This is a genomic window from Echinicola salinicaeni, from assembly GCF_014280965.1.
GTDB lineage: Bacteria > Bacteroidota > Bacteroidia > Cytophagales > Cyclobacteriaceae > Echinicola > Echinicola salinicaeni.
Genome location: NZ_JACODZ010000006.1, coordinates 92,042 through 112,522 on the forward strand (window position 1 = coordinate 92,042; position 20,481 = coordinate 112,522).

18 protein-coding genes are annotated in these 20,481 nt (G+C 39.7%); 1 reads left to right on the forward strand and 17 read right to left on the reverse strand.

Annotated features, from left to right (window positions below; genetic code table 11):
- Positions 1-195: 195 nt before the first annotated feature.
- The 11 genes from recG to H7U17_RS12575 all read right to left on the reverse strand — a co-directional run bounded on the left by recG (position 196) and on the right by H7U17_RS12575 (position 11,354).
- Positions 196-2,289, reverse strand: a complete 2,094-nt coding sequence (gene recG, locus H7U17_RS12525; protein WP_186757078.1) for an ATP-dependent DNA helicase RecG — start codon at positions 2,287-2,289, stop codon at positions 196-198.
- 166 nt (positions 2,290-2,455) lie between these two features.
- The gene (locus H7U17_RS12530) at positions 2,456-3,625 is read right to left on the reverse strand and encodes an MFS transporter (RefSeq protein WP_186757079.1); all 1,170 of its coding nucleotides are present in this window, start codon (positions 3,623-3,625) and stop codon (positions 2,456-2,458) included.
- A 46-nt stretch (positions 3,626-3,671) separates the two neighbouring features.
- Complete coding sequence (locus H7U17_RS12535) at positions 3,672-4,013, reverse strand: TfoX/Sxy family protein (protein WP_186757080.1); 342 nt, start codon at positions 4,011-4,013, stop codon at positions 3,672-3,674.
- Positions 4,014-4,171: 158 nt separating this feature from the next.
- Positions 4,172-4,324, reverse strand: coding sequence for a hypothetical protein (locus tag H7U17_RS12540; protein WP_186757081.1), 153 nt, complete (start codon positions 4,322-4,324; stop codon positions 4,172-4,174).
- A 9-nt stretch (positions 4,325-4,333) separates the two neighbouring features.
- A complete protein-coding gene (locus H7U17_RS12545; RefSeq protein WP_186757082.1) occupies positions 4,334-5,662 on the reverse strand; it encodes a MutS-related protein in 1,329 nt (442 codons plus the stop codon).
- A gap of 298 nt (positions 5,663-5,960) precedes the next feature.
- Positions 5,961-7,382: a sulfatase family protein gene (locus H7U17_RS12550; protein WP_186757083.1), complete on the reverse strand. Its 1,422-nt coding sequence runs from the start codon at positions 7,380-7,382 to the stop codon at positions 5,961-5,963.
- 37 nt (positions 7,383-7,419) lie between these two features.
- The gene (locus H7U17_RS12555; RefSeq protein WP_186757084.1) at positions 7,420-8,379 is read right to left on the reverse strand and encodes a hypothetical protein; all 960 of its coding nucleotides are present in this window, start codon (positions 8,377-8,379) and stop codon (positions 7,420-7,422) included.
- Between the two features lie 44 nt (positions 8,380-8,423).
- Positions 8,424-8,858: a VOC family protein gene (locus tag H7U17_RS12560; RefSeq protein WP_186757085.1), complete on the reverse strand. Its 435-nt coding sequence runs from the start codon at positions 8,856-8,858 to the stop codon at positions 8,424-8,426.
- Between the two features lie 108 nt (positions 8,859-8,966).
- Positions 8,967-9,578, reverse strand: coding sequence for a trimeric intracellular cation channel family protein (locus H7U17_RS12565; protein ID WP_186757086.1), 612 nt, complete (start codon positions 9,576-9,578; stop codon positions 8,967-8,969).
- A 274-nt stretch (positions 9,579-9,852) separates the two neighbouring features.
- Positions 9,853-10,473 carry a class I SAM-dependent methyltransferase gene (locus H7U17_RS12570; RefSeq protein WP_186757087.1) on the reverse strand — a complete coding sequence of 207 codons (621 nt, stop codon included), beginning with the start codon at positions 10,471-10,473 and terminating at the stop codon, positions 9,853-9,855.
- Positions 10,470-11,354 (reverse strand): patatin-like phospholipase family protein, encoded by an 885-nt coding sequence (locus tag H7U17_RS12575; protein ID WP_186757088.1) that lies wholly within the window; start codon positions 11,352-11,354, stop codon positions 10,470-10,472. The genes H7U17_RS12570 and H7U17_RS12575 overlap by 4 nt, the downstream gene beginning before the upstream one ends.
- Positions 11,355-11,421: 67 nt before the next feature.
- On the opposite strand from H7U17_RS12575, the gene H7U17_RS12580 reads away from it, so the two are divergent.
- Complete coding sequence (locus H7U17_RS12580) at positions 11,422-11,844, forward strand: VOC family protein (RefSeq protein ID WP_186757089.1); 423 nt, start codon at positions 11,422-11,424, stop codon at positions 11,842-11,844.
- Positions 11,845-12,162: 318 nt separating this feature from the next.
- Here the strand turns inward: H7U17_RS12580 and H7U17_RS12585 are convergent, their stop codons facing one another.
- The 6 genes from H7U17_RS12585 to secDF all read right to left on the reverse strand — a co-directional run bounded on the left by H7U17_RS12585 (position 12,163) and on the right by secDF (position 20,392).
- Complete coding sequence (locus H7U17_RS12585; RefSeq protein ID WP_186757090.1) at positions 12,163-13,194, reverse strand: oxidoreductase; 1,032 nt, start codon at positions 13,192-13,194, stop codon at positions 12,163-12,165.
- Positions 13,195-13,821: a response regulator transcription factor gene (locus H7U17_RS12590; protein ID WP_186757091.1), complete on the reverse strand. Its 627-nt coding sequence runs from the start codon at positions 13,819-13,821 to the stop codon at positions 13,195-13,197. It lies immediately after the preceding gene.
- A 95-nt stretch (positions 13,822-13,916) separates the two neighbouring features.
- Positions 13,917-14,672, reverse strand: a complete 756-nt coding sequence (locus tag H7U17_RS12595) for a sensor histidine kinase (protein ID WP_186757092.1) — start codon at positions 14,670-14,672, stop codon at positions 13,917-13,919.
- 733 nt (positions 14,673-15,405) lie between these two features.
- Complete coding sequence (locus tag H7U17_RS12600) at positions 15,406-15,792, reverse strand: hypothetical protein (protein ID WP_186757093.1); 387 nt, start codon at positions 15,790-15,792, stop codon at positions 15,406-15,408.
- 72 nt (positions 15,793-15,864) lie between these two features.
- Positions 15,865-16,533, reverse strand: a complete 669-nt coding sequence (locus H7U17_RS12605) for a hypothetical protein (protein ID WP_186757094.1) — start codon at positions 16,531-16,533, stop codon at positions 15,865-15,867.
- An 898-nt stretch (positions 16,534-17,431) separates the two neighbouring features.
- The gene (gene secDF, locus H7U17_RS12610) at positions 17,432-20,392 is read right to left on the reverse strand and encodes a protein translocase subunit SecDF (protein WP_186757095.1); all 2,961 of its coding nucleotides are present in this window, start codon (positions 20,390-20,392) and stop codon (positions 17,432-17,434) included.
- Positions 20,393-20,481: the final 89 nt, after the last annotated feature.

Here is a 20,481-nt window from a genome sequence, read left to right on the forward strand (position 1 = left end):
CCCTAAATACGCTGATATAAATTTACAAAAAATTAGGTTTATCACAGCAAACTAAACAAACATAAACAATTGACAGTTAAACTATTACAAAACAAAACGGCACATTAATTAAATGCGTCTCATAAGTATTAGATCACATTGGTCCATCTAATAAGTTTTGAATCATAAAAACTCCTTCTTTTTGAAAAAGGAAAACTAACTTATCCTACTCCAGTTGACTGCATGCTTTTTCTGGCTCTTGACCTGCCTTAGCACCATAGCATTCTTTGGTAATCTTAAGTCAGCATCCTCTTGAATCAATTGCTGCGCCGCATCTCGGGCCATAGTCAAAATAGGAGCATCTTTGCTCAAATCTGCGATCAGCAAATCCGCCACACCACTTTGTTGGGTCCCCATCAAATCACCAGGGCCTCGTAATTTGAGGTCAACATCAGCAATTTCAAATCCATTATTGGTTCTCACCATGGTATCCAGCCTCACTCGACTATCTTTGGAAAGCTCGTATTTGCTCATCAAAACACAATAGGACTGCTCGGCCCCTCTACCCACTCGCCCCCTTAACTGATGCAACTGGGAAAGCCCAAACCTTTCTGCATTCTCAATGACCATCACAGAGGCATTCGGAACATTCACCCCCACTTCGATAACGGTTGTGGCCACCATGATCTTGGTTTCCCCCTTCACAAAACGCTGCATCTCGAATTCTTTATCTGCCGCCTTCATATTCCCATGAACTATGCTGACTGGATATTGGGGAAAGGCACGACAAATACTCTCGTATCCGTCCATCAAGCTTTTGAGATCCAACTTTTCGGATTCATCAATCAGGGGATATACCACATAAATCTGCCTGCCCAGCTCTATCTCCTTTTTCATAAAACCAAAAACCTTCAACCGATCTTTATCAAAGCGGTGAACGGTCTGTATAGGCTTTCTCCCTGCTGGCATCTCATCAATTACTGAAATATCCAAATCTCCATACAGGGTCATCGCCAAGGTCCGTGGAATAGGTGTAGCTGTCATCACCAATACATGAGGGTAGAAATGCTTATTCTTGGCCCAAAGTTTTGCCCTTTGGGCCACACCAAATCGATGCTGCTCATCCACTATCGCCAGGCCCAAGTTATGGAACTGGACCACATCCTCCAGCAAAGCATGGGTACCAATAAGAATATGCAATTGCCCATTTAAAAGGTCTGCATGAATTCGTTTCCTTGCAGATTTCTTCGTGGAGCCAGTCAACAGATCAATTCGTAAACCCATCATTTCGGCATATTCCCTCAATCCTTCAAAATGTTGGGTAGCCAAAATTTCCGTCGGAGCCATCAAACAGGTTTGTGTTCCAGAACTGATGGCTATCAAGGCACAAATAAAGGCCACCATGGTCTTTCCACTTCCCACATCTCCTTGAATTAATCTATTCATTTGCTTCCCAGAACGCATATCTGCAAAAGATTCTTTGATCACACGCTTTTGCGCATTGGTCAACTCAAATGGCAAATGCTCTGTGTAAAACTGTCCCACCAAATCAGTCTTCCCCAATACCTGTCCTTGGAACTTTTCGGTTCTGGTCAATTTTAACTTGAGCAGCCGCAGCTGCACAAAGAAAAACTCTTCAAACTTAAGGCGGTACCTGGCCCTTTTAAGACGTTCAGGCTCATCAGGAAAGTGAATCTGTTTGATCGCATCTTTTTTGGGCATTAGATTAAACCGCTGCATCACCTCTTGAGGCAGGGTTTCCTGTATCTGAGGATAGGCATTCTGGACCAATACATCCATTATCCTGGAAATCCCCTTGCTGTCCAAATACCTGGCCCTAAGTTTCTCTGTAGTTGGATAAACAGGTTGGAAAAAACTCTTTTCTTCTTGAGCAGCTGTAAGCGGTTCCATCTCGGGATGGGCGATGCTGAACTTCCTACCATATTGGTTGGGCTTACCAAAGAAAATAAAAGTAGCACCAGGAATCAGTTTTTTCGCCACCCATTGGATACCTTTAAACCAAGTCAGCTCCATCTCCCCTGTTTCATCCTCTATATAAGCAACCAAGCGTTTTTTACGGGCAATGCCTACAGTTTCAACTCTTCGGATTTTACCAATTACTTGAACGTGCTCAAGATTTCCGTTGATCTGATTGATCTTATAGAATTTAGTGCGATCCTCATAGCGGAAAGGATAGTGCTGAAGGAGCTCACCAAAAGTAAATATATCAAGCTCCTTATTAATTAAGGCTGCTTTTTGTGGGCCTACACCCTTTAGAAACTCAATTTTTGTATCAAAGAATCCCGGCAATTTCCTGCTTTCTTGGTGGTCAATTCAAACTCGGCCACAAATTAATTTTTAATACCGTGAAAAGCTATTGCTGCTTAATAATATTGCTTCGCGAAGTTGGAGCTGTGACAGCAATCGTCCTAATCATTCTCCGCTCTCAGACTCGACAAACCAACAATTTATTGGATTAGCTTTTTCCTTTCCACAAGAAAGACAAACCTATAGCAGGTCCCACAGCAAGTACGATAAAAAGATAATGGGCATCGACAGAAGTCCTAAAATAATTCAATAGCTGAATACTGAAAATTGTCAACGCAAACCCCAAACTGTTAACAATGGTCAATGCCGTTCCTTTAAAATCCACTGGAGCATTTTGCGCGACCATGGTAGAAAACAAAGGTGAATCTGCCACCACTGCTAAGCCCCAAAGCAAAAGGAATATAATGAGTAGAACGGGAGAAGGCTGAAGAAAAATCAGAGGCGATACCAAACAGCATAAGCCTGATATGGTCAGGGCCAATGAAGCTATCTTTTTGGCTCCTTGGTTGATAGAAAGATAGCCAGCTATAATACAACCCACGCTGCCCATTCCGATTATTAGGAAAGACCATAATGAAATATCCAAATGAACATGAGGATGGAAGGTGCCATAACTGATCAATATAAAGGGAACAAATGCCCAAAAAGCATACAACTCCCACATATGTCCAAAATATCCGATCGCTGCAGTGCTGAACTCCCTAATTCGAAACACTTTAAAAATAGCTGATAAATCAAGACCAGCCGCTGCTTTCCTGTATGGTCCATCAGGCACAAACTGCCCAATCAAAAAACCTCCTAAAACGGCTAAACCTGAAATAAAAACAATCACATAAACCCAAGAAAGATCACCTATAAATGCCTGAAGAAAATGGGGAAAAGCTGTTCCCAAAACCAACGCACCAACCAAAAAGCCTAAAGACTTACCCAAACCATGTTCATAATAATCAGCAGCAATCTTCATTCCCACTGGATAAATCCCAGCCAAACAGAAACCAGCCAAAAAACGCATCACCACTAAGCTTGCTAAAGTATTCTCGGGCCATACCAGGCCCAAATTAAAAAGTCCTCCCAATATAGCACAAAACAAAAACACCCTGGAGGGTGAAAAGCGGTCTGCAACACTCAAAAATGCAAATACCAAAGTACCAAAAATAAACCCCAACTGAACAGCTGAGGTAAGATGGCCCAAGGCAGTACTGCTAAGGTCAAAACTTTCCAAAAGGTTTCCCATCACGGCATTGCTGGCAAACCAAATGGAAGTACAGCAAAACTGGCTGAATACTATCAGTGGAAGAATTCTTTTAGCAGGCTTCATAAAAAGAGGTGTAGGATTGTTAGAATGAAGTGAATGACGAACAAAACTATTTCTTTTTACTTGACTTTGCCTTAGGATTAAATTCCAGGCATTTTTCCACCCAATATTCCAATTGCGGCTCGGTGTCCACCACATTCCCATCTATAAACACAAACCCCTTCATACTTCTACCAGTGAAATTCATCTCCATACATCCTGCCTGTTTGAGTGCCTCCTGATATTGATCTGGACCTACTCTGGCCATGATGCGGTCCTCATGAACACCGATGCACATTTTACCATCGACCATAAAGCAAAGGCCTCCCATCATCTTCTTTGCTTCAAAAGGTTTGCCGGCATGCTGCAAAACATGCCCTATACGATCCGCTAAAAAGGTGTTGTATGCCATTACATTTTATTTTGCGTAGAATGTAATTTAAGCTTTTATATGGCTAAAATCAACAAATTATTGGTTTTATCGAAGGTGAAAGTTTGTGAATTGCTGGATTCCAAATACTTTATTTAATATTGAAAAGATCCATATGCTATCTAATTAACCTTATGATTTCATTCAAAAAAAGTTTTCGGATATTCTACCATTCCAGAGATATTTTGAAAAGAACCCTCATATAATTCAATGGCCATGACTTCATCGGGACAGTTATGGACATAGCTTTCCACTTGTTTTATAAGTTGGTTAATTTGATTTGCCTCCTTCATAGTTTTCAATTAGGTCTTTTTGGGATTAAGGATATCGATGATATTTTCCTTTCGAAGAATATGCATCCCCAGTCTTTCATAGGATACACCTTCTTTAATTTTATAGCTATAATTTAGCTGATTTTCATCAATTTTGGCTTCGAAATAGTGGAATTTTACATTGGGCCAATCAGTAATCTGGCTTGCAATTTCTGTAATATGGGTAGAAATAAAGTAGGTGCTTTGCTGAATTTGGGAAAAAGACTTTATAATATACAGGGATGCCTCATAAGCATCTTTTACATTGGTACCTCTAAACAGCTCATCAAAGATTACAAATACGCTGCCTTTCTCCCTGATTATGTGGGCGACTTCCTTTATCCGTTTCACTTCTGAATAAAAATGACTATGTCCAAGTCCCATATTGTCCGAAAGGTTTATAGTTGTCATTAATCCATTATAAAAGGTGGTTTGCATTCTTTTTGCCGGTATGGGAAATCCTAAATGGGATAGATATATTGAAAGCCCTAAAGATTTCAGAAAGGTGGATTTGCCTGCCATATTTGGTCCTGTAAGGAAGCAAAGGTTTTGTCCATCTTTCATCTCCAGATCACAGGGAATGGGAAATTCCAAAAAAGGATGGAAGAGGCCTTTAAGTTCTAACTGGGGAATGGCCGAATCTATAAAATCTGGCAAGCAAAGATTTTTCATAAGAGCTGTTTGGGCTACAGCATTATAGGCATCAAATAGATAAATAATATTGACCAAGTCTTGTGTTTCCTTTTTATATTTATCCCTGAATAACCAGTCAAATTGATGAGGTCTAATACAATGCGGTGAGTTCTTTACTTCCTTGAGAAGGGCAGAGATTTCCCTTATTTGTAAGTAATCATTAATGAAGGAGAAATAGGCCTTAAGCTGCTCAGGAATATAATTTTTTGTAATGCGGGGAAGTTGTCTTTTCAATTCCAAAAGAAGATAGACAAGCTTTTCCACGCCAGTATTAATTAAATAGACATCATTCCGATTACGCTGTCTGACAAACAGGTTTTGGAAATAAGCATCAAAAAAATTGGACTTTAGAGTGGTTTTGTTCAATCTAAAATAGTGATCGATGAAATCCATTTGACTTGAAGAAATGGTAAAGGGTAATCCTGCCTTAATAAAGAATTTGAAGGAATCTCTTCGATCCAGTATTTCTTTCGATGAATCCAGTGGACTTTCCATAAGCCCCTTTAGCTGAAGTCTACCTCCAAAAGTTTTGGTACGATTGAAAAAGGAAAAGATACTTTTTGAGTTTGGTCGGTCTCCAAAAAGTTCTAGATCTTGTACCGTTTGTTGATCAATTTCAAAAGACATGACGTAAGGTTTAGTTATTACAACGAAAACCTCACTTATTTTGTATATTTTTTACTAATGTATATTTTCTTTCAGCCTTAGGTTCATTTTCCTTTTATATTGATAGGATAAATTATTTTTTATGTATATCATTATTCCACCAGTAATTATTACCCTTCAAAACATTAACTCAAAAATGACACATATTCCACAGAAATAATTAATTAAACCTGTCTGTCCGCCAGTTAGATCAGTGGTAATCCGTGAAATCCGTGAGTAATAAAACTACTGGTGCGATAACGGATAATCATATTATTTTTCAATAATCAGCACCCTTTTTACTGTTTTCAACTGACCCTAACCATTCTTGAAGTTCACTTTCCATCTTTGAAGCCACAAAAGGAAGCTGCTGGATAATATTATCCTTTTCGCTGGGATCATTCAATAAATCATAAAGCTCAAAAGGACTATCGGGTGCATCTCTCACCAATTTATATTGTTCACTTACCCATGAAACCCTATGTTGGTCCCTATAAATAAAACCAATAGGATTTTGCCTGCTTTGCTTTTCTCCTGATAATAAGGGATAAAAACTTTCGCCATCAATTGGCCGATTATCCGGATAACTTATATTTAGGACATCCAAAATGGTAGGCAAATAATCACTGGTCACGGCTGGAAAATCAGTCCTCTGACCTGCCTCAATTTTACCTTTCCAAACTGCAAATGCCGGCACCCTTACTCCCCCTTCGTACAAACTTCTCTTTTTTCCCCTAAACGGTCCTGCACTCCCGGGTGTTCTTAGCTCTGGTCCATTATCACTACAAAATAAAATCAAGGTATGCTCTGCCAATTCCTTTTTTTCCAAATAATCCCAAAGCCTACCGATCTGCTCATCTAATGCAGTAATAGTACCATAATACAATTGTTCCTCAAAACTTAGATCCGCATAGCGTTCTCTGTGCGGAAGATCTGAAACCACTGGAAGATGGGGAGTGTGAAACCAAATACTGGCGAAGAATGGAGCGTCCATTTCAAGGGATTGATCTATAAAAGGAAGTACCCTGTCCATTATTACCTTGGCATCATCTCCTTCCAAATTATCCTTGGCCATTTCTTCCTCTCCTACCCAATAATAAGTACCATAAGCTTTAGAGGCCCTCCCTTCTTCAATTGCCTTCCAACCATAGCGCAAACTTTCACCTGCCTCAAATTCCTCAGGGACCTTAAGAGGGTCATAAGTGGCCACTTTGGATTCAGAACAGAAGTAGGTATCATAGCCATGCATGCTAGGCAAACTATAATGCACTTCCTGCCCTGGCCTTCCACCCCTATTACCATCCTTGGTTTGCTTGGTCAAAGTTCCCAAATGCCATTTCCCAAAATGTCCAGTGGCATAACCTTGTTGCTTGAGCAATTCAGCCAGAGTGATCTCTTCAACTTTCATATGGCCCTCATTGGCATTTCCTATCCCCATTCGCAAGGGATTTCTTCCGGTGATATAACTGGCGCGGGTGGGAGAACATACCGGCCCTGCACTATAAAAACGGTCAAAAACCAAGCCCATGCTTGCCAATTTGTCCATATTGGGCGTTTTTATCTTTTGATTGCCATTAAACCCCACATCCATATAACCCTGATCATCAGTCATGATCATGATGATATTGGGGCTTTGCGCATAGATAAATAGGGATTGAAAGAGTAAAAAAGTGAAAATTAATCCTTCCTTATAAAGATTCATGAATACCTTTTCTATTATACTGATTAGTAATTTGATTTTAATATTCTACCACCTTATCCACTACCAACTGTCTGGAAGCCTCACCATCCTTTAATTTGTACTGTATCTGCTTGGTCTTATTTTCTCCATCAATCGGGAACCTTCTGACCAAACTATTTTCCACCACAGCAAATTCATCATTGCCCTTATATCCAGCATAAGCTCCAGCATTATCCTTTAGCTCAGGCACGGCCACCATGCTCATGGATTTACCATTATTTACAGAATAGGCAATAAGATGTCCAAACCCTTGCTCGTCTTTGGAATAAATAAAAATATCTGGTTCTCCGTCCATATTTAAATCACCTATTTCAGCATCTATGACCTCTCCCTTTAGATTTTGAGTATATGGTCCCTGATCAATTTCCAAACTGGGCACCTCCACACTCAATTGCCCATCTTGTACCTGAAGAATAAATATATCATCAAAGAGGCTCAATGATTTTACATAGGATCTGGAATCTACCTGGGATTCATCTAATTCAGCATCTAACTTGGAATAAGTACCTGCCAAGCTTGCCCCTCCTGAGCAGAAAAAGTACAAAATCCCATCATCCTCCTGATTTTCCGTACTGATCACCAAAGAATTATCCTGAAGTTCAAAAAGAACTATTTTCCCATTTTCATTGGCTTTAAGGGTATTTTCATCCACAATCAAAGCATTGGCATCATAGCTACAAGTTGGCTTTTTCTTATCTGCTCTTGAACGCACACTTACCCTCATATGAAATTTATCCAATGGCTTTACCTCCACGGAGACCCAGTCATAACCCTCTCCTCGCTTGGCATAAGCATTGTCGACATAGACCCCTTCCATCTTGGATTGTGAGACTACTTCTTCAGCTACAACAGGAATACTGTCATTTTCAGATTTATCCTCATTCTTATTATTTCCTTGACAGGAAAATAATACCAAGGAAAATAAAAATAGGACTACTATATTGTACTTTCGCATCATAATCAAAATTAGAGACAGACTTGCTAACTGCCCATTTAAATATTTTATTGGGCATTTTTATTGAAACTTACCATCCAGTTGATATCAAATTTATCTGTACACATACCAAAATAATCTCCCCAGAAAGTGTCTGCCAAAGGCATGGTCACCTGTCCTCCTTTGGATAATCCTCCAAACAGTTTGTCCGCTTCTTCTTTACTGTCTGCTGTAATGGAAACAGAAATATTATTGCCTATTATGGTTTTTGGTGCCCAACCACCTCCCACATCACTGCCCATCAATATCGTATTGGGGCCAATGGGTAAGGAAACATGCATAATTTTATTCTTTTCCTCCTCAGTCAAGGTTACGCCATCTTGGGGAGGCATTTCAGAAAATCTACCTAGATAGGTGAAATCTCCTCCAAATACTGATTTATAAAAGTTAAATGCTTCCTCACAATTACCAAGGAAATTCAGATAAGGGTTTAAAGTTGCCATGATGATTTGGGTTTTATTATCGAAAATTCAGTTCATTCAATTTACAATTTGACACCTTAAAATACCAGATTTATTTCCTGATAAATAAACAATTACACCACACGGGACTTATCTCACCCAGCCCAACTGAGGAAGGCTAAGTTTATACCGAACAGCTACTATTCGGATGATTATGACCAATGACATACAAATAATCAAATTGACGTCCCTAGGCACAGAAAACTCCCTCAGTAATAAATATAATAAAGAACCTGATAGGCAGGCCGTGGCATAAATCTCCTTCCTGAGCAGTACCGGAGTCAGATTACACAAGGTATCTCTGATCACGCCGCCCATAATCGCAGATACCATTCCCAAAATGGCAGCGATCTCCCAACCATGCCCCAAACTCAAGACTTTTTCAGTACCCAATACGGTAAACAAACTTATTCCCAAAGCATCAAATAGCATCAAAGTTTTGCGAAGCTTGGACATGATCCTAAAGAAAAATATGGCCGTCAAAACCCCAACAATAATAGTATAGAGATAATTGATATCATCTATCCATCCCAAAGGATAAGCGCCTAATAGCACATCCCTCAAGCTCCCTCCACCTATGGCCGTGATAAAACCCATAAAACCCGCACCAAAAACATCATGCTCACTGTCCTGTACGGCCAAGGCTCCTGAAATGGCAAAGAAGTAGGTTCCCACCAACTCCATGATATATTGAAGGTTCATACACTATTGCGTTAAAAAGAATTTTGTTAAACCCGGATTATTCATTAGTGATCATAGTGAGGCCTGAAATTGCAAGAAAATCTAGCAGTTTGGAGACTAAGGCATAGCACCGCTATGATGAACCTGTCTACTGCCAAGTAGAGTCGAAAACAGCAGCATAGCGTCTGATTTTAAAGCATTTTCAACCCATAATAGATAAGCTAATGCATATTCCGGGTTAAAGATAGAAATATCCTGTGTGTTCTGCATTGAACAAATAAGAATCATCCAAGATTTATTTTAATTTTTGCATTACAAAAACACCCATGGCCCGCTGACCATGCACCAAAACAGACTTAGGTGACTCCAGATGGACAAGATGATGTTCCATCATAAGCTCTTCCAAAAGTTTTTCTGTCAGCAAAAATCGGTTTGATCCATCAGGAAGCTGATAAACACCCTCATGGATTTCCTTGGATGCTTCCTGCATTCCCCCATATCCAGTGGTCATCCTTAAGAATAAAACACCTCCTACTTCCAAAACCCTGACCATTTCGCTAAAAAGTTGATGAAAATGGGCTGTACTTCGAGCAAAATGCAATACAGCAGAACTGATCACTGCTTGAAAAGCTCCCTTATGAAAAGGCATATCCTCTGCACCTGCCACCTGGAACCTTAACAAATCATACTTAGGTTGCAATGTCTTGGCATAGGTTCTGGCCATTTGTACGGCCGTAGGATTTTGATCTACACCAAAGACCTGAAATCCGGACTTAATCAAATAGACCAAATTCCTGCCCTCACCGCATCCTGCATCGAGCATCCTCATTTCAGGTCTAAATCGGCCCTTCAGAATTTGATCCAAAAGGTAAATATCAATATTACCCAATAGCTGGTTTAATTCGGAAATATTCATGCTTCTAATTGTTCTAGGGATTTTAAGGCCAATTGTTTACCCGATGCTATCAATTCCTTGGCCCGGTAAAACTCAAAAGTCCCGCACTGCTTTCTAGACATCTGCACCACCACATCTGCAGGGTAAGTATGAAGAATATAATCGGAAAGTTTATCTTGCATCAACTCAAAAGATAAATTCATTAGGTCTAAAAAGCTGGTGTTTTTTGGCTTTTCCTTTTTCTCTTGAGGGAAATATTTAGTCATTTTATTCCTGTATTCATTAACCCAAGCGGGCACTGTTATCAACGAACTATCCTTACTTTTATAAACATCCCAATTAATAGGAGATACAGGCGCATTTACATTGGAAACCATTAGTAGATCATTTCCATGGTTCAGGGCAAGGTTCATAGGTATGGGATTTAAGACGGCTCCATCCACATACTCATTTGATCCAATTGGAAATGGCTTGATTACTGTCGGTATAGCAGCTGAAGCCCTGATGGCCCGAAAAAGCTTACCTTCCTTAAAAATTCTTTCTTCACCACTATGAATATCCACCGCATTGCAAGAAAAAGGTATGGGCAGATTTTCTATCAGATCATCCCCTACCAAAGCCTCCACTTCTTGAAATACTTTATTACCCTTAATAAATCCCCTAGTAGAAAGCGTAAAGTCCATAAGGGAAAATACGTCAATCCGATCCAAATTACAGATCCAATTTCTATATTCAGACAACTTCCCCTTGGCATATATTCCTCCTATCAAGGCCCCCATGGAACAGCCTGCTATGGACTTGATCGTATAGCCTCGTTCTTCCAAAGCCTCGATCACACCAATATGGGCCAGGCCTCGTGCTCCTCCACTGGAAAGCACCAATGAAACAGTTTTATTTTGCATGGTAATTTTTAAAAGAATCTGCTATTTTCATGACAGCTTTACAAATACTCACCCAAAGTTAGAAAATATGCAAGATTACCATCCTTTTCACCTAGCTTTTCCCATAAAAGATATTGAGACTACCAGGGCCTTTTATCAGGATATCTTAGGCTGCGAGATAGGAAGAAGCACGGACAAATGGATTGATTTCAATTTCTTCGGTCACCAGCTATCCGCCCATGTAAAACCTGAGGAAATAAAAGATACCCAAGCCAATGAAGTAGATGGCAAACAAGTTCCTGTCAGGCATTTTGGAGCTGTTCTTCCCTGGGATCAATGGCATGAACTGGCTGAAAAACTAGAAACAGAAGGCATTGAATTTATCATAGCACCAGGCATCCGCTTTCAAGGAAAAGTTGGTGAACAGGCGACCATGTTCTTTCTGGACCCCAGTGGAAATGCATTGGAATTCAAGTCCTTTAAAGACCCCAGCCAGCTATTTGCGAACTAGATTTCCATACCGATTTCTCTGCAAGGAATCTCTTTTGCTATTTGTTCCTGGATGAGATCCTTTTCTTATAGAGCTTTAGGATGACAAAGCTTCTGTCCATTATGAATGATGGCGTATAAAAGTCTACCATTGAATCCAATCAATATTGTCATGCTGACGACAGGAAGCATCTCTTCCAGTAATGTGATACGCTCTAAAATCATCACACCGCTTCCCTAATGCATATTAAAAGTATATCAATAATTCCTCATTAAAAACAATATACGCTGCCCCAGAAATTCAGGGCAGACTAAAATTGAACAAATAGGGTCAAACAAACTACATATAAATCCTTCTGCCTTCCACATGGCTTTGCTGAGCAGCTTCTATGATTTTCAAGGTTTGGATGGCCTCTTCCGCCTGAACCAATAAGGCCTCCTTGCCATTCAATACCATGGCAATATTTTTATAGTAAGCTGGATAATCTCCCTTCAAGGTAGGATAGGGATAGGTTTCATGAGCCAAAAACACCTCTCCCCAACCTGATTCTGGTTCTTCTCCCCAACCTTCACCGCCTGGCACAATCCCAGCTTTCAAAGCCGCTTCCTGAACATCCAAACCAAACTTACTATAAGACCCCTTATCTCCTAGCACGAGGAACTTGGGCAATTTGGCATTCATCAAGATACTGGCAGTCAACCGGACCTTGGTATGCGCATACATCATGGTGATATCGAAAAAGTCATCAGCATCCACTCCCTCACGCTGTTTGAGAATCTCAGCATAGACCCATTTAGGTTGACCGAAAAGTATCAATGCCTGATCAATAAGGTGAGCACCCAAATCATATAATATACCACTTCCTGGCACCTCTTTCTCTCTCCAATTATGATTTGGCTCAGGCCTAAACCTATCAAAATGGGATTCGAAATGGACAATATTTCCCAGGACCTTCTCACTCAGCATTTTTTGGATGGTTTGAAAATCCCCATCCAAGCGTCTGTTCTGGTAGGCAGTAAGAACGAGTCCCTTTTCATTGGCCAGTTTAACCAGTGCTTCAGCCTCTGAAGAATTCACCGTGATGGGTTTGTCCACAACCACATGCTTGCCAGCTTCTAAGGCTGCCTTGGCCTGTAGAAAATGCCATTCATTCGGCGTACAAATGACCACCAATTCTACATCCGATTGTTCAAGCATGGCTTCCAAACTCTTATAAACCGTTACTTGGGGATAATCTTCTTTGGACTTTTCATGGTGTCTTTCTACTACTGCTATCAGGTCCAGCAGAGGTTCTTGTTGGATCAATGGGGCATGCATGGTTTCTGCTACCTTCCCAAAACCTACCAGTCCAGTTTTAATGGTTCTACTCATTTACAAATTCATTTCAATGGCCTTACGCATCAGCTCTACGCTATTGTTTACGCCCAATTTATTATGAATATTTTTCCTGTGGGTTTCCACTGTATATACACTTAAAAACAATTCCTCAGCAATATTTTGGTTGCTGTGGCCATCCTTGATCAGCTTGAGGATCTGTAATTCCCTACGGGACAATTTAAACTTCTGCTTATAGGCATCAAAGTATTGATCTTCATCCACCTGCTTAAGCACCCGCTCGAAATGCATCACATGATGGCCTTCAAAAACCTCTCTAATCGTATAAATCAACTCATCGGGATCGGCATCCTTCAGCACATAGGCATCCACTCCCTGCTTTTGGCACTTCTTAAAAATGTCCTCATCATCGTACATGGAAAGTACGATCATTTTAGTCTTGATTTTTTGCTTATTGATCTGCTCTATCGCCCCCAATCCATCCAAGCCAGGCATATTCATATCCGTCAACACCACATCAACCTCATTATTCTTAACGTATTCTACTAGCTCTTTGCCATTGGAAAAAATGGACAAGATTTCCATATCTTCTTCTTTTTCCAATAGATTGGCAATGCCCTTAGCAAACATTTTATGGTCATCGGCAAGTACTAGACGGATCATTATTTATGGATTTTGGTAAAAAAGCCTATCAGCAATGCTAAAATAAGCAGTTTTAATGGATTAGTTTACCAAATCCAAATAATTTACATGAGTGATTATGCAGGAACCCTTAACTTTATTGCAGTTCCTTCTCCTATCTCTGAATGGATATCCAGTTCTCCGCCAATGGTTGCTATCCTGGATTTCAGATTGTGCATGCCCATGCCCTTGGACTTATCCTCGGTATTAAATCCCTTTCCATCATCCACTATCTGTAGGGAAAAGTCATTGCCCAACTTTAATAGGTTGATGGAAATGGTTTGGGGCTCTGCATGCTTGATAATATTATTCAAACATTCCTGCACCACACGGATCAGGACCAGCTTGGTATCCTGTTCTAGGCTTAGTCCATTGACTTGACTTACCAATTGGGTTTTACAAAATCCTGACTTTTCTATCTTCTCCAGCTCCCCGGCAATAAAATCCTGGATTTGTACTTCCTTCACCCAGTCAAGGTTCAACCTTTTGGATAGAGTGCGCACCTCTTTGATCGCCTGATTGATCAGTCGCTTTCCTTCAGAGAAGTTCTCGGGATCTGGCTGGTTAAGTGTCAGCTTGGTGAGGGAAAGCAACTGCCCAAGGTTATCATGTAGTTCCTGCCCAATAAAAGAAAGGGTCTGTTCCTGAATCTCCTTTTCCACCCCCAAAATAGTTTTCTCATATTCCGCCTTTAGCTGATCCATCTTTTGCTTATTGCGGAACTGCTGCTGCCTATGAAATAGGACCAACACTACAATAAAACTGCACATCACTAGAGTGATCAATACACCGGCTGTAATCAAGAAAATAAATTGCGCTGGATCAGTTGCCATAAAGGAATTTATTAAGTGATAAAATACTTACCCCGGAACACTTTTGGGGCATAAAATGCTAAGCCCATTACCAAATAACTAACTCCTGCTAGTAACCTATTCAAGTCAAATAAAGAATTAACAAAAGTTCGATAATCAGCTTTTAATAAATGTGAGAAACTAGCCCAAATCAAGAATGTACTAGAATAGTAAAAAAACAACATGGTAATAATCCAAAAATAAGGTATGGACAAAAGGTTTGAATTTATATAGTCATTCCTAGTAAAGACTTTATAATAAAATGAAATACTAAATAATATGATTATCAAACTACCATATAAAAGCATATAATACTGAAAAACCTCGGTGACTGGCTGGAAAAATAAAGAGTCTACTATCCCTAAAACAAATAAAAGTAAAATGGAGATATTAATTCTTCTTTTCATCTTTTCAGACAAAAACACCATTTTGTAAAACAACAGGTAGAGAGGAATTAATAGATAAATGCCAACAATATTATATACTATGGAATTATTGTTATCATTCGTTTCATTGAGGTTTCTAATTGTTATCGCAACATATTCTTGAAGTACAACAATTACAAATATTGAAAAAATGAGGACATGTGCTTTACGGTATTGCCTGTCAGTCTTGAAAAAAAAGACTGACAGGCTAGCTAGTAATCCCAATATTATTGTGTAGAAATATAGATCGAAAGTCATTTCATTTAAGATTTCTCACAAAAATAATGGTATTAACAACCTGGAGGGCATATACCCCCATAATTATAAGCATAATCTCTCTCGGCATCTGCACTTTCTCCCTCCTCAGAAGTAGCTTCAGCAACTATTTTTTCATCTCCAGGGAGCATAGCCAAGGTAAGTCTACCAACATATTCCTCTCCCAACTCTTCGCCGAATGATTCATCATATTGGCTAAAATAAAATCTGATGCCGGCTTTTCCTTCGTCCAAAACATTTTGAATCTCTTCTTTACTGAACCAAATCCAATCAGTTTGATCTTTGATTTCTTTACCGTCTTTTCCTATGCCAGTAAGCCCCTTTTTAACTTCGTTTTTGTACTTCTTGGTGATGTCGTCAAACTGCTTTTTAGTGATCTTTTCTTTCTTTTTACCATTCATGGTTTAAAATTGTTTAAGTGTAGTTTTATTAATTGTCCTGTGGTGGTTAAGTATTATTTTAAAATTACAAAATTAGTTGAATTTACGGTCAACAAACATCAATGGAGTATAAAAAGAAAGGCTAAAAGTTAAATACATCAATCCGGCAAAAACCCTATTCAATCCTAGCCAAGGTTTCCAAACCTCAAAGTCGATCGCAGGAATAAAGTGGTTTACACCTAATAATATCAATACTTCTATATAAAAGAAGATTAAAACAGTTACTATCCAAAAGTGGGGAACTGCCATAATATTGGCATCAGAATATACCCTCAATTTAATTATTTGGTACAAAAATCGGCCTGATAAAAACAAAATAAATAAGCCAAGTGGAGCCAAACTGTAATATTGAAAAACTTGATCAATGGGCTGAATAAAAAGTGAATTAATAATACCCCATATATAAAGCCCGCCAAAAACATAGTTTGTCTTACGTTTGAATTTTTTATTTACTTCTAATAATTTCAGATAGTAGACTAATAAAAAGGACTGTAGATATGTACCACATACATTATAAAGCAATACATTATTGATCCCCCTACTGCTGGTAAAATATCCCGCTGCTTCTAAAAAGAAAACAAAGGCCAGCGTAAACAATAAAATTTTATGCGTGGTACGGTATGCAGGCTTTTGATAGAAATAGAATATAAGACTACCTATTAAACTACTTAGAATTACCCCCAAATAAGCGATTTGACTCATAATTATTGCAATTTTCCGATAGCGGCAATTTAGGCCCTTTCGCTTTATCGCAAAATACCGTGATCACGGTATTTTTCAGACTGTCAATTGATTATGAGCCAGAAACAGGCTTTTATAAAGGTTTATTGGTAATTATCAATCTATAAAAATGCATATAATCGTGACGAAAGAGCTTGCTGTCGAAATAGAATTTTATACGATTTACTAATCCCTGTCATCCTGACGAATGGAAGGATCTCCTTCAGTAATCGGATGATGGAAAAAGATTCTCTACCTTCGGCAGACAGGTTCGCAAGGCTCCATTGTGCCAGGCCTCAGCCCTCGGCACAACTAAAGTAGAGCTGAAAGCTCTGGCTTACTTAGTCCCGCTGCACAGCCGACGGGACAATAAAGAAATAAGGTCATTGATGTGAAAACACTTAATCATATCAAAATGTAACATTTTTAACGGCCTTTTGTAACCTGTATTTAACCCCTACTTGTCCCCTACTTATCCCGTGTTTAACCCGTGTTTCTCTTATCAGAGATCTAGGGTAATCTATACCTTAAGTCCTAGAAGAGCTAAGGGACACACCTTTCCGTTGTGCCAGGGCTGAGCCCTCGGCACGGCTAAAGCGAGGCTGTCTTAAATCTTGTCATTTCAACCTTAGGAGAAATCTCTAGAATTATTTACTACTGAAAATAAGTCGCTTGAGATTCTTCCTAACGTAAGAATGACACAAAAAAAACAAATGAGCCAGCCACATTTTTTTATCATTAGAGCTGAAAGCGCTGCCTTACTTAGTCCCGCCACACAGCTGATGGGATAACAAAGCTGCAAAGTCTCTTAAAAATAGTTTCAAAAAAAAAAGCGTTCTGCCGAAACAGAACGCTTTCAAATATTGATTATAGAAAAAGATTAAGCCAATTTCTTAGCTTCTTCTTTTTCCTGCTCAAGTTCCTTTTTCATCAAATCCACCACAATTGGAGAGGCGATATAAATAGAGGAATAAGTACCGATCAATACCCCGATAAACAAGGCAAAGGAGAATCCTCTCAATACTTCACCACCAAAGATCAATAGTACGATCACCACGATCAAGGTAGTAGCAGAAGTAATCAAGGTTCTGGCCATGGTTTGGTTGATGGCCTCATTGAACATTTTCACCAACTTGGAAGTACCTCTATTGGCAATATTCTCCCTGATACGGTCAAATACAATCACGGTATCATTGATGGAATAACCGATTACGGTCAATACCGCTGCGATGAATACCTGGTCAATTTCAAATGAAGCTCCAAAGGCACTGGCAATCGCAAAAGCGGCTACCACAAACAAGGTATCGTGTACCAAGGCAATGATAGAAGCCAATGAATATTGCCACTTACGGAATCTCAATAAAATATAAAGGAAGATAGCCACCAAGGCGAAGAACATCGCTTCCATAGAAGAGTTCTTGATATCATCGGCCACCGTAGCACCTACTTTAGAGGAACCAGCTATGGCAAATGAACTATCATCCAATTGAGTAGCATCATCTATATATTGAAGACCAGTAATGCTGGAAATTCCATCGATCACCTTATTTTCCACTTCACTGTTAGCCTCATCAGAATCATCATTGATCAGGTAAGAAGTAGTTACTTTAATGACATTATTCGCTCCGTATGTCTTAGCTTCTACCGATCCATCAAACTGCTTATCCAAACCTACCTTCAATTCAGAAGGAACAATTGGTTGATTGAACTCAACAATATAAGAACGTCCACCGGTGAAATCCACACCGAATTTAAGACCATTGACAGCTGCAAAGGCAAGACCAACCACGATGACCGCAGAGGAAATAAGGTAAGCCACCTTTCTCTTGCTCATGAAATCAATACTAAGCTTGCTGAACAAGTTTTTAGAGAATGGTGTAGCAAAAGAAATCTTGCTTTGGTCACCTTTCTTGCTCAACCAGTAAACAATCACCCTGGTGATAAATACAGCAGAGAAGAATGAAGAAGCAATACCGATCATCAATACGATCGCAAAGCCTTTCACAGGACCTTGGCCCAATGCATAAAGGATAGCACCCGTCAAGAAAGTAGTTACGTTTGAATCGAGAATCGCACTGAAGGCCTTATTATAACCACTGGTGATCGCCTGTAATAATCCAGATCCAGCAGCCAATTCTTCCTTGATCCTTTCAAAGATCAATACGTTGGCATCAATGGACATACCGATCGTCAATACGATACCTGCGATACCAGGAAGGGTCAATGCCGCGCCAAGCTGAGCAAGGATACCTAAGATAAAGAAGATGTTGAATACCAATGCTGCAGTAGCGATGAAACCGCCTTTGGCATAGTAGGCAATCATGAACAATACCACAATGGCCAAACCGGCAATGATGGAATTGATACCTTGTGCTTGGGCTTCTTTACCCAATGTTGGACCGATGATGGCCTCTTCTACGATTTTGGTAGGTGCAGGCAAAGTACCTGACTTCAAGATATTCGCCAAATCCTTGGCTTCTTCAATGGTAAAGTTACCAGTGATGCTAGACTGTCCATTAGGAATCTCACCAATGATATTTGGCGCAGTATATACATAGTTGTCAAGAACAACGGCAATTCTTCTACCGATATTTTCGGCAGTCATTTTTCTCCATTTTCTAGCACCTTCAGCGTTCATACTCATGCTGACAGCAGGATTAGAAGACTCATCCAAAGTCTGGCTGGCATCAGTGATCACATCACCTTCCAAAGGAGCCTGATCAGTTCCTCTAGGCGTTTCGATAGCATGTAATTCCAATAAGTCAAGGCCATCAGCTTCTCTAGGCTTCACAGACCACATGAAGGTCAATGTTCTAGGAATGATAGACTGGATATCTTCTCTCTTGAAAATCTTGTTGATGGCCATGGTATCTTTAACCTCATAGACCAAACCATAATTGGCTTTCAATAAAGAGAACAATGGAGAAACCTCAGAAGAAAGTGAATCTGTCTCATCACCACCTTCAGCCAATTGACGCTCTAGGTCAGTTAGGGTAGAATCACCTTCTACAGTTTCCTCAGTGGCAGTGCTTGCAGGCTTCTTGTTTGCCTGAGCTTCTGCTACCAATACGCCGTTGATTCTTTGTAATACATCACCGTATTCATTGATCTCGGCCACTTTCCAGAACTGCAGCTTGGCTACACCCTGTAATAAGCTTCTTACCCTTTCCTGGTTATCCACACCTGGCAATTCAATCTGAATACGGCCAGTTCCTTGGATTCTCTGGATATTAGGCTGAGAAGTACCGAAACGGTCAATACGTGTTCTCAATATATTAAAAGAACGTTCGATCGCATTTTCAATTTCCGCGTCGATGATCTCCAAGATTTCACTGTCAGAAGTTTCCAAAGAGATTCTTCCTCTATTGGCTGCAGTAGCATAAATGCTGTTCAAAGATTGGCCATCTGACTTTTCCTGCCAAGCGCTGTAGAATAGGTCTACAAACTTCTCATCTGAGGTTTTAGCAGCCTCATTGGCTTCATCAATAGCCGCATTAAATGCTTCATTTTTGCTGTTTCCAGCTAATCCTTTTACAATCTCTACCGGAGATACAGCAAGTGTAACGTGCATACCACCCTGAAGGTCAAGACCAAGGCCTAGCTCAGTTTCCTTTACTTCTTTAAAAGTATAATTGGCACCTAGGAAGCTATATACTGGCTCTCTCCAAACAGAGTCTAGGTAAGATTGTTTCTTTGCGAAATCCAAATTGCCATCTGCATCTGTGGCATAGGCAATGGCGTCCTCTTGGACGTTACTTGATACGTAGGTAAATGACAGATAGTACAAACATAATGCTGTAACAATCACTGTCAAGAACACAATGATCCCTTTGTTTTGCATGATTTACTTAAATAAATATAATTTGTTTTTTGAATTCTAATTGATGCGCGCAAGTATAATACCTGCTGCTAGGAAGGAAAAAATGGCAA